Origin of the sequence: Streptomyces sp. Act143 (assembly GCF_003143935.1) — a bacterium.
In the GTDB taxonomy this organism is placed as follows: domain Bacteria; phylum Actinomycetota; class Actinomycetes; order Streptomycetales; family Streptomycetaceae; genus Streptomyces.
Genome location: NZ_QFRX01000001.1, coordinates 1076240 through 1088519, shown reverse-complemented (window position 1 = coordinate 1088519; position 12280 = coordinate 1076240). Strand labels below are relative to the sequence as shown.

Genomic DNA, 12280 nt, shown 5'->3' with positions numbered 1-12280 from the left:
GGGGCGTGCACCGTCCGGCCCCCTCAGGGTGGCCGGGTGTCCGACGCGGCATCAGATTGGGCTGAGTGTCCGTCAGTGTCCCCCAGGAGAGGGTCCCTTATCGTGCGTGTCCAGTCGCTGACACTGGCCGCGGCAGGCGTCGCCCTGCTCGCCCCGACGACGTCGCCCGCCGTCCGGCCCGCCGCCTTCCAGGAGCCGGTGGCGGTGCGGCACGAGGGCGATGTCCGCGCCGCCGACCTGCTGGCCAGGGTGCGTGACTGCGACCCCGTCTCCCGGGGCCGCTACGCCACCGACGACGGCCTGCCCGCGACCGTCCCGGTCTGCGGCACCGACGAGGCCGTGTTCTGGAAGGCCGACATGGACATCGACTGCGACGGACGGCCCGGCCGCCGCTGCAACCGGCGCACCGACCCGCTGTTCTCCGACGCCACCGCCTACCAGCAGGCCGACGGCCGCCAGTTGAGCGCCGAGCGGCTGCCCTACATCGTCGTGCCCACCCCGAGCCGCATCTGGGACTACCGCGACAGCGGCGTCCGGGGCGGCTCAGTCGCTGCGGTGATCTACAAGGACCGGGTGCAGTACGCGGTGGTCGGCGACGTCGGCCCCCGCGACATCATCGGCGAGGCCTCCTATGCGAGCGCCAAGGCCCTCGGCATCCGCCCCGACCCGCGCGGCGGCGGCACGGCCTCCGGCGTCACCTACATCGTCTTCAAGGACTCGCAGGTCAAACCCATCGAGGACCACGAGGCCGCGGTCGCGACCGGGGAGCGGCTGGCGCGACTGTTCGTACGCGGCCGGTGAGCGCGCCCTCGGGCGGACGGGCTCATGGGCGAGGCCGAGCCGGCGGACACCGTGCGCTCGGCCCTCGCCGTCGCGTCGCGGGGGCTCTCCCAGGGGCCGGTCTCAGACCTTGCGGTAGGTGTACGCCTCCGCTGCCGCCGCCTCCACCGCCGCCAGGTCGGCGCCGGTGGACGCGGTGACGACCGCCGCGATCGCGCCCTCCACGAAGGGAGCGTCCACCAGGCGGGTGCCGTCGGGCAGTTCGTCGCCCTCCGCGAGCAGCGCCTTCACGGTGAGGACGGCACTGCCGAGGTCGGTGAGGACGGCGACGCCCGCCCCCTGGTCCACCGCGGCCGCCGCCGCGGCGATCAGCTCGGAACTGGTGCCGAAGTCACCGCCCTCGGTGCCGCCGGCGGGCGCGACGGGCACCGCGGTACCCGCCCCTGCCAAACCCTTCGCCAACTCGGCCACCGAGGCGGCCACCGCCGCGCTGTGCGAGACCAGCACGATCCCGACGAGCTTGCCGTCACTCACCGTTCGCCTCCGCCAGGGCCGCGACCAGCAGCGCGGACGACGTGGCGCCCGGGTCCTGGTGTCCGATGCTGCGCTCGCCCAGATAGCTCGCCCGGCCCTTGCGGGCCTGCAGCGGCGTCGTCGCGAGCGCGCCCTGCTCGGCGGCGGCCCGCGCGGCGCCGAACCCGTCGCCGAGCGCGTCCACGGCCGGCACCAGCGCGTCGATCATGGTCTTGTCGCCGGGCGCGGCACCGCCCAGGGCCATCACCGCGTCCACCCCCGCCCGGAACGCCTCGGCCAACTGCTCCTCGCTGACCTCGGCGGCGTCCCCGAGCGCCTTCCCGGTGCGCCGCAGCAGCGTGCCGTAGAGCGGCCCGGACGCTCCGCCGACCGTGGAGATCAGCTGCCGCCCGGCGAGGACGAGCACCGCGCCGGGCGTACCGGGGGCCTCCTTCTCCAGGACGGCCGTCACGGCGTGGAACCCGCGCTGGAGGTTGCTGCCGTGGTCGGCGTCCCCGATGGGGGAGTCGAGGGCGGTGAGCCGTTCCGCCTCGCGGTCCACGGACGCGTCGGTCGCTGTCATCCAACGGCGGAAGAAGTCGGCGTCGAGCACTGGATCTCCTTGCGTGATAGGTCGGTTGCGTCGGTCGGCAGTCCGGCTCACATGCCCCAGCGCAGCCCCGCGGTCTTCACCGGCGCGTCCCACAGCCGCAGCAGCTCCTCGTCGATCTGGCACAGGGTGACCGAGGCGCCCGCCATGTCGAGGGAGGTGACGTAGTTGCCGACGAGCGTGCGGGCGACGGCCACACCGCGCTCGGTCAGCACCCGCTGCACCTCGGCGTTGAACCCGTACAGCTCCAGCAGCGGCGTCGCGCCCATGCCGTTGACCAGCAGCAGCACCGGGTTGCGCGGGTTCATGTCCTCCAGGATCGCGTGCACGGCGAAGTCCGCGATCTCCCGCGAGGTCATCATCGCCCGGCGCTCCCGGCCTGGCTCGCCGTGGATGCCGATGCCGAGCTCCAGCTCCCCGTCGGGCAGGTCGAAGGTGGGGCTGCCCTTGGCGTACGTGGTGCAGGCGCTGAGCGCGACGCCGAAGCTGCGGGAGTTCTCGTTGACCTGACGGGCGATCGACTCCACGCGCTCCAGCGGCTGCCCCTCGTCCGCGGCGGCGCCGGCGATCTTCTCCACGAAGAGGGTGGCGCCGGTGCCGCGCCGGCCGGCCGTGTAGAGGCTGTCGGTGACGGCCACGTCATCGTTGACGAGGACCTTCGCCACCTGGATGCCCTCGTCCTCGGCGAGTTCGGCGGCCATGTCGAAGTTCAGGACGTCACCGGTGTAGTTCTTCACGATGAACAGCACGCCCGCACCGCTGTCCACGGCCGCCGCCGCCCGCACCATCTGGTCGGGCACGGGGGAGGTGAACACCTCGCCGGGGCAGGCCGCCGAGAGCATGCCGGGGCCCACGAACCCGCCGTGCAGCGGCTCGTGCCCGGAACCCCCGCCGGAGACCAGGGCCACCTTTCCGGCCACGGGAGCGTCCCGCCGCACGATCACCCGGTTCTCCACGTCGACGGCGAGTTCCGGATGGGCGGCCGCCAGTCCGCGCAGCGCGTCCGCGACGACGGTCTCCGGGACGTTGATCAGCATCCTCATGGGTACCTCCTGCTGAGACGGGAAGGTGGGCTTATGACCTTACTTCCGGCAGGCCGTGATGGGGCGGTTCAGGTCGGTGGCCGATCTTGGCGATCTAAGGCGCTCTCCGGCGCTCTGCGGCGGTCCGCGTCCGTCGTGAGCGGGTTCTGGCGAAGGTCACGTACGCGGCGGCTCCCCGGTGAGCCGGCGTCGCCGTCCGTCCGGGCGGCAACCGAGACGCTGCGGTCCACGGTGGCGGCCGGTGCCGAACGCGCGCGGGGTGAGCCGGCCGGGGAAGACCCCCACGGTCCGCGGTTGTGCTCGGCGACCAGCCACCACGGCTGCCGCTACGTTCGCGGCGGCGCAGGTTGCGACGGGCGAGCGGGGCCGGCCTGTCGTGCCCATGTGTGCGTGGGCAGGCCGAGGAGCTGCTCGATGCGGGCGGGGTCCGGCAGCGGGCCGTGGTCGCCCGTCACCCCGAGCGCCGACGCGGCCGTGATGTGCCCCAGCCGCAGAGCGCGCTCCACGTCCCCGTCGCGGAGGAGCCCCGCCAGGAATCCGGCCGCGAAGGCGTCCCCGGCGCCGACGGGTTCCACCACGTCCACCGGCAGGGCGGGCACGGTCCAGCTACGGTCCTCGCCGAAGGCCGTGGCCGCCCGTCCGCCGTCCTTGACGACCAGGAGCCGTGGCCGCGGCAACAGCCGCCGTACGTCGGCCGGTCGGAGCCGGTCGCCCCACAGGCCCTGCGCCTCGTCCAGGCCGACGAAGGCGATGTCCGCGCGGTCGGCCAGCTCGCGGAGCACGCCGGCGGCCGTGCCGTCCGGCCACAGGGCGGGGCGGTGGTTGACGTCGAAGCTGACCGCGTGGGCGCGTTCGTCCGGCGGGGTGGCGAGAGCCCGCTCCACCAGGGCGCGGCAGGACGGGGACAGCGCCGGGGTCACGCCGGTGAGGTGGACGAGCGCGGCGGCGGCCAGTCTCGGGTCGTCCAGGACGTCGGGCGCCATGGCCGACGCGGCCGAACCGGCGCGGTAGTAGTGGACGCGGGTGCCGTCGGGGCCCGGTTCCTTCACGAGCAGCCCGGTCGGCCGCTCGGGATCGTGGCGTACGGCGCCGACATCGACGCCCGCCGCAGCGATCGCGGCACGCACGCGCCGCCCGAACGGATCGTTCCCGAGCGCGGAGATCCAGGCGACGGGGACGCCGAGACCGGCGAGGTACATCGCCACGTTCGACTCCGCCCCCGCGACCGACACCCGCAGGTCCCGGGCGGTCTCCAGCGGCTCCGGCGCGGCGGGGGCCAGGGCGGCCATGGCCTCGCCGAGGCAGACGACGGGGCCCGCGGCGGGCCGCCAGGGTGCGCTCATGCCGTGGCCTCGCGCACCGCGGCGAGGAACGCGCGGGCGCGCTCGCGCAGGGCGGCCTGGCTGCCGCCGTCGGCGGCGTCGCCGATCAGCGGTGAGCCGACGCCGACGGCGCTCGCCCCGGCCGCGAGGTGGGCGCGGGCGGCGGCCTCGTCGACTCCGCCCACCGGCACGAGGAGTTCGTCCGGGAACGGCCCGCGCAATGCCTTGAGATAGGCGGGGCCGCCGGCCTGCGCCGCCGGGAAGATCTTCAGCGCGGTGGCGCCCTGGCCGCGCGCGGCCACGATCTCGGTGGGGGTCATGACGCCCGCGAGCACCGGCATCCCCAGGGCGCGTGCCGCGGTGACCCCCGCACCCAGTGCCGGGGTCACGGCGAAGTCCGCCCCGGCGCGGCGGGCGGCCTGTGCGTCGTGCGCGGTCAGGACGGTGCCCGCGCCGAGGGGCCGGTCCGGGCCGAGGGCCTTGCGGGCGCGCTCGATGACGGAGAGGGCGCCCTGCCCGGTCAGCGACACCTCGATGAGCGCGACACCCGCGTCGGCGAGGGTCAGCACGGTGCGCAGGGCGGCCTCGGGGTCGGCGCCGCGCACGATCGCGACGAGGCGGTGGGCTGTGAGCGCCGCTCGCAGGTCCATGGCTGGGAACTCCTTGTCAGCGGGCCGGTCCGCAGAGCGGTTCGTGATCATTGTGCGCCACGGGTGCCGACAACTGGTCCATACCAAACTCTTGACATGTCCATCCCTCACTTCTTAAATCACGCAGTGAACTAAGTCTGTGCAGTGAACCGAGCCTCCCCACCCCCCACCTCAAGCCGCCGCGCCGGCACAGGAGATGACGTGCTCCGACTCACCGGACCCCGTACCCCCAGACCACGTATCGCCGCGGTCGCAGTGGCCGCTGCCACCGCCGCCTCGATCCTCACCGGAGTGCAGCCCGCCGAGGCGGCGGCCACCGCCCTGCCCACCGACTGGGCCACGGTCGTCAACACGGGCAGCGGCAAGTGCCTGGACGCCCGCGGGGCGGCGACCGTCAACGGCACCGCCGTGCAGCAGTACACCTGCAACAACACCACCGCCCAGCAGTGGAGTTTCACCGCGACCGGTGACGGCTACGTCCGCATCAACAACCGCAACGACCCCCAGCAGGTCGCCGACGTCAGCGACGTGTCCACCGCGGACAACGCGGCCGTGCACCTGTGGACCTACGGCGGCGGCGCCAACCAGCAGTGGCTGCCCGTCGACGAGGGCGGCGGCGCCTACCACTTCGTCAACCGCAACAGCGGCAAGTGCCTCGACGTCCCCGCCGCCTCGACGGCCGACAGCGTCCAGCTCGTGCAGTACACCTGCAACGGCACGGGCGCCCAGCGCTTCCAGGTCACACCGGTGAGCACCGCGCCCGGCGATGTCGACCTCGGCCCCAACGTCGTCGTCTTCGACCCGTCGATGCCCTCGTCCACGATCCAGAGCCGGCTGAACCAGATCTTCCAGCAGCAGGAGACCAACCAGTTCGGCTCCCAGCGCTATGCCGTGATGTTCAAGCCCGGCACCTACAACAACGACGTCAACGTCGGCTTCTACACCCAGGTGCTGGGCCTCGGCCAGTCGCCCGACTCGGTCACGATCAACGGCGCCGTGCATGTGGAGGCCGACTGGTTCCCGCCGCAGAACGCCACCCAGAACTTCTGGCGCGGCGCCGAGAACCTGTCCGTCAACCCGACGGGCGGCACGGACCGTTGGGCGGTCTCGCAGGCCTCCGGATACCGGCGCATGCATGTCCGCGGCAACCTGGAGCTGAGCGACGGCGGTTGGTCCAGCGGCGGCTTCATGGCCGACACCAAGATCGACGGTCAGGTCCGCTCCGGCACCCAGCAGCAGTGGCTCACCCGCAACTCCCAGCTGGGCAGCTGGACCGGCTCCAACTGGAACATGGTCTTCGTCGGCAGCCAGGGCGTCCCCGGCAACAGCTTCCCCAACCCGCCCTACACCACGGTGAACCAGACGCCGACCGTCCGTGAGAAGCCCTTCCTGTACGTGGACGGCGCGGGCGCCTACAAGGTGTTCGTGCCCGGCGTACGGACCAACTCGTCGGCCACCACATGGGCCGACGGCAACGCCCCGGGCACCTCGCTCGGCATCGACCAGTTCTACGTCGTGAAGCCGGGCGCGACCGCCACGCAGATCAACTCCGCTCTCGCCGCGGGGAAGAACCTCCTGGTGACTCCGGGTGTCTACCACCTCGACCAGACCCTCCGCGTGACCCGGCCGGACACCGTCGTGCTCGGCCTGGGACTCGCCACCTTCGTCCCCGACAACGGCATCACCGCCATGACGGTCGCCGACGTCGACGGCGTGAAGCTCGCGGGCGTCCTCTTCGACGCCGGCACCACCAACTCCCAGACCCTGGTGGAGATCGGCCCGTCCGGCGCCGCCGCCGACCACGCGGCCAACCCCACCTCGCTGCACGACGTGTACTTCCGGATCGGCGGCGCCGCCGTGGGCAGGGCCACCACCAGCCTTGTCGTCAACAGCGACGACGTCATCGCCGACCACATGTGGATCTGGCGCGCCGACCACGGCACCGGCGTCGGCTGGACCACCAACACGGCCGACACCGGGCTGGTCGTCAACGGCGACGACGTGACGACGTACGGCCTGTTCGTCGAGCACTACCAGAAGCACCAGACGATCTGGAACGGCAACGGCGGCCGGACGTACTTCTACCAGAACGAGATGCCCTACGACCCGCCCAGCCAGTCGGCCTGGATGAGCGGCTCCACCCAGGGGTACGCCGCCTACAAGGTCGCGAACACCGTCACCAGCCACCAGGCCTACGGGCTGGGCAGCTACTGCTACTTCAACGTCAATCCGAGCGTCACCGCCGAGCACGCCTTCGAGGTGCCCAGCACCCCGAACGTGCGCTTTCAGAACATGGTGACCGTCTCGCTCGGCGGCACCGGCACGATCCGGCACGTCATCAACGACCGGGGCGGCCCGTCCAACTCGTCGACGAACGTGGCCAACCTGGTGAGCTACCCGTGACGTCCGGCGCAAGGAGTCGTGTGTTCGCCTAGTGGATGAACTTTCATCAGGGGCTGGCCAAGTGCGGCCCCCGATGTGACACTCGGCGCAACACAGGCCCGTCAAGGAGTCGTCGATGAGCAGGAGCGAGTCGCCCGAGGCCGGCACGGCAGCAGGTGCGGTCCGTGGTCGCCGCGAGGGAGGCCTCGATGTCTTCCGCGGCATCCCCTACGCGCACCCCCCGGTGGGGGAGGCGCGGTTCGCGGCACCGCGCCCGGCGGGGCGGTGGGAGGGGGTGCGGGAGGCGACCGCCTTCGGTCCGCCGCCCCCGCAGGAGCCGTTCGGCCCCGACGCCCCTGCCGCCGCGCCCTGGAGCCTGCCGGCCGGCGACGACTGGCTGACCGTCAACGTCTGGACCCCCGAGGCGGACCCCGCGGGCCGGCGCCCGGTGATGGTGTGGATCCACGGCGGCGCCTACAAGCTGGGCTCCAGTGACGACCCCACCTATGACGGCGGCCGGCTCGCCGCGGACGGGAACGTCGTTGTGGTCACCCTCAACTACCGGGTCGGCATCGAGGGGTTCCTCCACATCGAGGGCGCCCCCGCGAACCGGGGGCTGCTCGACCAGGTGGCCGCCCTGGAGTGGGTGCGGGAGAACATCAGCGCCTTCGGCGGGGACCCGGACCAGGTCACCGTCTTCGGCGAGTCGGCCGGCGCCGGGTCCGTCGCCGCGCTGCTGGCCATGCCGCGGGCGCGCGGGCTGTTCCGCAGGGCGATCGCGCAGAGCGTGCCGGGCACGTTCTTCTCGGACGCGCTGGCCCGCGACATCGGCGCGGCCGTCGCGGGTGAGCTGGGGCTGCGCGCCACCGCCGCCGACCTGTCCGGCGTGGACCCGCGCAAGCTCCCGGAGGCGGGGGCCGCGCTGGGCGGCCGGATGAGCGAGTTCCTCCTCCGGTGGGGCTCGGTCGCCCGCACCGCCACCCCGTACTCCCCGGTCGTCGACGGCGAGGTCCTGCCGGTCGCGCCCTGGGCGGCCCTGGCGGACGGCGCCGCCCGGGACGTGGAGCTGATCGTCGGGCACAACCGGGACGAGTACCGCCTCTTCCTGATGATGGGCGGCCTGCTCGGAAAGGTCGACGAGAACCTGGCCACGGCGGCGCTGGCGGCGTTCGGCCCGGCGCCCGACGCCGAGCGGGCCTACCGGACCGCGTTCCCGGACGCCCCGGCGGAGCGGCTCTTCGAACTCGTCCAGTCCGACTGGCTGTTCCGCATGCCCTCCCTCCACCTGGCGGACGCGCAGACGGCGGGCGGCGGCCGGGCGTACCTGTACGAGCTCACCTGGTCGGCGCCGGTGCACGGCGGCGCGCTCGGCGCCTGCCACGGCCTGGACGTGCCCCTGGTCTTCGGCCCCCAGGGCGGCGGGCTCGGCGGCATGCTGATCGGCCCCGAGCCGACGCCCGAGGCCGAACAACTCTCCGCACATGTCCGGTCCGCCTGGACCGCCTTCGCCGGCACGGGCGACCCCGGATGGCCCGCGTACGACGCCGAGAACCGGCTCGTCCGGCTCCTCGACACCGAGCCCGCGGTGGCCGCCTACCCGGAGGAGGCCGCACGGCGGCTGTGGGAGCGGCACGTCTTCGAGGCGCTGCCCCTGATCGCGGGCTGACAGCCCCGCAGCGGACCGCCTAGGTGCGGTCGCCCTTCGGCCTGCCCCGCTGGTCGGGGGTGCCGTGCGGGGGCGGGCTGTGCGGTTCCGGCGACGTCGTCGGGGAGACGGGCGAGCCGTGGCGTCCCGTGCCGTGCTGTTCCGGGCGCAGCGCCTGGGGGTCGCCGGACGTCGGTTCGGCGCCGGCGTCCAGCTGTTCCAGGCGGGCCGTCAGCAACTCGGTCACCGGGAGCCGGTCGGCGTGGCTGCGCTCGTAGGAGAGCAGCGTCTCCACCTCCTCCGGCGCCAGTGATCGCACGCGGCTCTCCAGGCCGCCGATGGGCAGATGATCGTAGTCGGGCAGTGGCAGGGCGCTGCGGCCGCCGTCGGCCATGGAACTCACTTCCCTCGGTGCTGTGCTGGATACGCTCCCGCGGGCGGCGGATCGTGGACCGTCCGGTCACCCGCTGCCGAACGATCCGCTGTTGCCGTCGGTCCACCGGCGGCGGGCCTTCTCGGGGCCGGTCCGGGTGCTGCTGTTGCCGAAGGCCGGCATCTCGTGCGGGGTGAGCCGGTGGTCGCTCCTGGGCACCTCGTCGGGCTCCCTGTTCTCCGCGACCTCACGCACGGGCCCGCCCTCGGGCAGCCGAGGCTGTTCCTCGGGACGGGGCGGCGGAGGCTCGCGCCGCCGGACGCGCGCACCCATCCAGAACGCCCCCAGCAACAGGGCGACCACGACCAGGCCCGCCACGAGCAGCCCGACGCCCAGGGCGCCGCGGCCCGCGGCCATCTCCATCGATGCGCTGTTCATGATCCCGCGAGTACCCCCGACGTCCGGTGTGAACCCGACCGCCGCGACCGGCGGAAACTTCCGTCGGCAGGGTTTGACGCGATCTGCGGCGGCTACCCGCGCGGTGTGACAGCGACGACACCCCAACAGGAGCTCATCCGGTTCCTGGAGGACCGTTTCGCGTGTGCGCAGGCGTGCACCGATTGCGCCCGGGCATGCGCGGTGCGTGCCAGCCTCGTGGATCCGGACGGAACCGAGCAGCAAGAACTCGTACGACGCAAGGGCATCATGTGCGCGGAGGTCTGCGACGCGACCTGCCGGGTGCTGTCCGAGCAGAACCGGCTGGACGAGGACGGCATCCGCGTCCAGCTCGAGTGGTGCCGGACGGTCTGCCTGGAGTGCGCGCACGCCTTCGACGACCAGCCGGGCGCGGAGGACGCCGCCAAGGCCTGCCGGAACTGCGCGCAGGCCTGCACGGACTTCATCGCCACGCTGAACTGAGCCATCGCGGACCGGCGCCGGGCGCGCCCCTCACAGGGGCCGCCCCATCCGCACGTTCCAGCGCCCCGCCCTGCCGCTGAGTTCGACGGCCGTGAGCGGCGGGACGTCGGTCCGCCAGAAGGCCGGCCGCGGCGCGCCCAGCGCGTGCACGAGCGCCGCGCGCGCGATCTCGGGTTCGACGACGGCGATCGTCCGGGCCGGATCCGAAGTCCCTTCGGGGTTCTCGGCGATCGACTCCAGCCACGCCCCGACCCGTGCGCACAGCGCGTCCACCGACTCCCCGCCGTGCGGCGCCGCTTCCGGGTCGGCCAGCCAGCGCGCGAGCGCCTCGGGCTCCGCCGCGCCCACCTCGGCGAGGGTCGAGCCGCGCCAGCGGCCCGGGTCGAGGGCGGCCAACTCCGGTGCGTCCAGGGCGTCGAGGCCGAGCGCTCCGGCCGTCTCGCGGCAGCGCGCGGTGGGGGAGGAGCGGACCCGCCGGGCCGCCGGGAGCGTCCCCGCGGCGGCCCGGGCCAGCCGCAGTCCGGCGGGGTCGAGCGGGCAGCCGTCGTCGAAGCGGGCCTCCCGCAGCGCCGCGCTGACCGCGGGTGAGATCAACATCACTCGGCTGGTCATCCGTCCATTCTCCCGCTCAACATCCCTTCTTTGTCGGGTACTTGACATGCAGAACCGCGCTTCAGGGGCGCTCGGGGCCGACCCGTGCGCTCTTGGCCGTACCTCTTCCACGCGGTACCGTCTCGTCGATATCGACGACGGTTCGGTGGAAGCCGGTGGGATTCCGGCACGGTCGCGCCACTGTATGCCGGGCACGCCCCCCAGGGTGCGGGCCGGGTGAGTCAGACCCGCCCTGTCGTCCTGTGCACCACCGAGACGGGACGCGAGTTCCCCCAGGAGGTCCTGCCATGGCGCAGACCGTCGCTCAGCCGACAACCAGTTCCACCGCCGTACCCGCCAAGCTGCCGATCGGCGCCATCGTCCCCTGGGCGGTCTTCTTCGGCGTCCTGATGCTGGTCCTGCTCTACTTCGTCGGCGCCGAGCAGGGCGCCACCTCCCTCCTCTCCGGCGAGGGGGTCCACGAGTGGGTGCATGACGCCCGCCATCTGCTCGGCTTCCCGTGCCACTGACGGCGGCGAGGAAGCGTAGCCGCGCATGAACTCCGCAACTGTCAGAAACCTCCTGGTCCGCGGCATGCTCGCGGGCCTCGTCGCGGGGCTGGCCGCCCTCGTCGTCGCGTACTTCCTCGGGGAGCCGCGCGTCGATCAGGCCATCGCCTTCGAGGAGACCCACGCGCACGAGCACGGCGGCGAGGAACTCTTCAGCCGTACGCTCCAGTCCACCGCGGGCCTGTCCACCGGCGTCCTCGTCTACGGGGTCGCCTTCGGCGGCATCGCGGCGCTCGCGTACTGCTTCGCGCTCGGCCGGATCGGCCGCTTCGGGCCGCGCGCGAGCGCGCTGCTCCTGGCGGTCGCCGGACTGGTCGCGGTGTACGTCGTCCCGTTCCTCAAGTACCCCGCCAACCCGCCGGCCGTCGGTGACCCCGACACGCTGAACCAGCGGACCGCGCTGTTCTTCCTGATGATCGTCCTCAGTGTGCTGCTGACGGTGGGCACGGTCATCCTGGGCAAGCGCCTCGCACCCCGGCTGGGCAACTGGAACGCCACCCTCGCCGCGGGCGCGTTCTTCGTCCTCGTCGTCGGTCTGGCGTACGCGTTCCTGCCGTCCTTCAACGAGGTGCCGGAGCACTTCCCGGCCACCTTGCTGTGGCAGTACCGGCTCGCCGCGCTCGCCGTGCAGGTGACCCTGTGGACCGCCTTCGGGCTGGTCTTCGGGCTGCTGGCGGAGCGGCAGTTGGCTCCGAAACCCGCCGAGCCGTCGGCGGGCGCCGGGAAGCAGCCGACGCCCGTCGCGCGCTGAGCGGTTCACGACCGAACGGGCCCCCGCGTCGCGGGGGCCTTTTCGTATGCCTCGGCGGGACCTGACCATTCCCTATTTCTGGAACACGTTCTACCGTGTGCGCCGTCAGGACCGGTCCCGGGGAGCCTGGAGG

Annotated in this window: 14 protein-coding genes and 1 riboswitch; of the genes, 6 read left to right on the top strand and 8 right to left on the bottom strand. The window is 73.1% G+C overall.

Features of this window, described 5'->3' with window-relative positions; all coding sequences use genetic code 11:
- Nucleotides 1-102: 102 nt before the first annotated feature.
- A complete protein-coding gene (locus DI272_RS04800; protein ID WP_109493885.1) occupies nucleotides 103-801 on the top strand; it encodes a glycoside hydrolase family 75 protein in 699 nt (232 codons plus the stop codon).
- A gap of 102 nt (nucleotides 802-903) precedes the next feature.
- Here the strand turns inward: DI272_RS04800 and DI272_RS04795 are convergent, their stop codons facing one another.
- The 5 genes from DI272_RS04795 to DI272_RS04775 form a co-directional block, all read right to left on the bottom strand.
- Nucleotides 904-1314, bottom strand: a complete 411-nt coding sequence (locus tag DI272_RS04795) for a PTS-dependent dihydroxyacetone kinase phosphotransferase subunit DhaM (RefSeq protein ID WP_109493884.1) — start codon at nucleotides 1312-1314, stop codon at nucleotides 904-906.
- On the bottom strand, nucleotides 1307-1906 hold the full coding sequence (gene dhaL / locus DI272_RS04790) for a dihydroxyacetone kinase subunit DhaL (RefSeq protein WP_109493883.1): 600 nt from the start codon (nucleotides 1904-1906) through the stop codon (nucleotides 1307-1309). Before dhaL ends, DI272_RS04795 begins: the two co-directional genes overlap by 8 nt.
- A 47-nt stretch (nucleotides 1907-1953) precedes the next feature.
- Entirely contained in the window at nucleotides 1954-2946 is a 993-nt protein-coding gene (gene dhaK, locus DI272_RS04785; protein WP_109493882.1) for a dihydroxyacetone kinase subunit DhaK, read from the bottom strand.
- A gap of 326 nt (nucleotides 2947-3272) precedes the next feature.
- Nucleotides 3273-4289, bottom strand: coding sequence for a sugar kinase (locus DI272_RS04780; RefSeq protein WP_109493881.1), 1017 nt, complete (start codon nucleotides 4287-4289; stop codon nucleotides 3273-3275).
- Nucleotides 4286-4918, bottom strand: a complete 633-nt coding sequence (locus DI272_RS04775; protein ID WP_109493880.1) for a bifunctional 4-hydroxy-2-oxoglutarate aldolase/2-dehydro-3-deoxy-phosphogluconate aldolase — start codon at nucleotides 4916-4918, stop codon at nucleotides 4286-4288. The genes DI272_RS04780 and DI272_RS04775 overlap by 4 nt, the downstream gene beginning before the upstream one ends.
- A 255-nt stretch (nucleotides 4919-5173) precedes the next feature.
- Between DI272_RS04775 and DI272_RS04770 the strand changes: the two genes are divergently transcribed.
- Nucleotides 5174-7321 carry an RICIN domain-containing protein gene (locus tag DI272_RS04770; protein WP_375138107.1) on the top strand — a complete coding sequence of 716 codons (2148 nt, stop codon included), beginning with the start codon at nucleotides 5174-5176 and terminating at the stop codon, nucleotides 7319-7321.
- Nucleotides 7322-7436: 115 nt separating this feature from the next.
- Nucleotides 7437-8966, top strand: coding sequence for a carboxylesterase/lipase family protein (locus tag DI272_RS04765; protein ID WP_109493878.1), 1530 nt, complete (start codon nucleotides 7437-7439; stop codon nucleotides 8964-8966).
- Between the two features lie 19 nt (nucleotides 8967-8985).
- On the opposite strand, the gene DI272_RS04760 is transcribed toward DI272_RS04765, so the two are convergent.
- Entirely contained in the window at nucleotides 8986-9339 is a 354-nt protein-coding gene (locus tag DI272_RS04760) for a hypothetical protein (protein ID WP_109493877.1), read from the bottom strand.
- Nucleotides 9340-9405: 66 nt separating this feature from the next.
- Nucleotides 9406-9756, bottom strand: a complete 351-nt coding sequence (locus tag DI272_RS04755; RefSeq protein ID WP_109493876.1) for a DUF6479 family protein — start codon at nucleotides 9754-9756, stop codon at nucleotides 9406-9408.
- Between the two features lie 105 nt (nucleotides 9757-9861).
- Here DI272_RS04755 and DI272_RS04750 point away from each other — a divergent pair, with 105 nt between their 5' ends.
- Nucleotides 9862-10236, top strand: coding sequence for a ferredoxin (locus DI272_RS04750; RefSeq protein WP_109493875.1), 375 nt, complete (start codon nucleotides 9862-9864; stop codon nucleotides 10234-10236).
- A gap of 30 nt (nucleotides 10237-10266) precedes the next feature.
- Here the strand turns inward: DI272_RS04750 and DI272_RS04745 are convergent, their stop codons facing one another.
- Nucleotides 10267-10848: a histidine phosphatase family protein gene (locus DI272_RS04745; protein WP_109493874.1), complete on the bottom strand. Its 582-nt coding sequence runs from the start codon at nucleotides 10846-10848 to the stop codon at nucleotides 10267-10269.
- Between the two features lie 95 nt (nucleotides 10849-10943).
- Nucleotides 10944-11098, top strand: a riboswitch (cobalamin riboswitch).
- A 37-nt stretch (nucleotides 11099-11135) separates the two neighbouring features.
- On the opposite strand from DI272_RS04745, the gene DI272_RS04740 reads away from it, so the two are divergent.
- Nucleotides 11136-11357 carry a CbtB-domain containing protein gene (locus DI272_RS04740; protein WP_109493873.1) on the top strand — a complete coding sequence of 74 codons (222 nt, stop codon included), beginning with the start codon at nucleotides 11136-11138 and terminating at the stop codon, nucleotides 11355-11357.
- Nucleotides 11358-11382: 25 nt separating this feature from the next.
- Nucleotides 11383-12147, top strand: a complete 765-nt coding sequence (locus DI272_RS04735) for a CbtA family protein (protein WP_109493872.1) — start codon at nucleotides 11383-11385, stop codon at nucleotides 12145-12147.
- The last annotated feature ends 133 nt before the right edge of the window (nucleotides 12148-12280 follow it).

Excerpts from the sequence above, each read along its gene's own strand:
- dhaK (WP_109493882.1), bottom strand. The coding sequence starts at position 2,946 with ATGAGGATGCTGATCAACGTCCCGGAGACCGTCGTCGCGGACGCGCTG.
- DI272_RS04780 (WP_109493881.1), bottom strand. The coding sequence starts at position 4,289 with ATGAGCGCACCCTGGCGGCCCGCCGCGGGCCCCGTCGTCTGCCTCGGC.
- DI272_RS04775 (WP_109493880.1), bottom strand. The coding sequence starts at position 4,918 with ATGGACCTGCGAGCGGCGCTCACAGCCCACCGCCTCGTCGCGATCGTG.
- DI272_RS04765 (WP_109493878.1), top strand. The coding sequence starts at position 7,437 with ATGAGCAGGAGCGAGTCGCCCGAGGCCGGCACGGCAGCAGGTGCGGTC.
- DI272_RS04760 (WP_109493877.1), bottom strand. The coding sequence starts at position 9,339 with ATGGCCGACGGCGGCCGCAGCGCCCTGCCACTGCCCGACTACGATCAT.
- DI272_RS04755 (WP_109493876.1), bottom strand. The coding sequence starts at position 9,756 with ATGAACAGCGCATCGATGGAGATGGCCGCGGGCCGCGGCGCCCTGGGC.
- DI272_RS04745 (WP_109493874.1), bottom strand. The coding sequence starts at position 10,848 with ATGACCAGCCGAGTGATGTTGATCTCACCCGCGGTCAGCGCGGCGCTG.
- DI272_RS04740 (WP_109493873.1), top strand. The coding sequence starts at position 11,136 with ATGGCGCAGACCGTCGCTCAGCCGACAACCAGTTCCACCGCCGTACCC.
- DI272_RS04735 (WP_109493872.1), top strand. The coding sequence starts at position 11,383 with ATGAACTCCGCAACTGTCAGAAACCTCCTGGTCCGCGGCATGCTCGCG.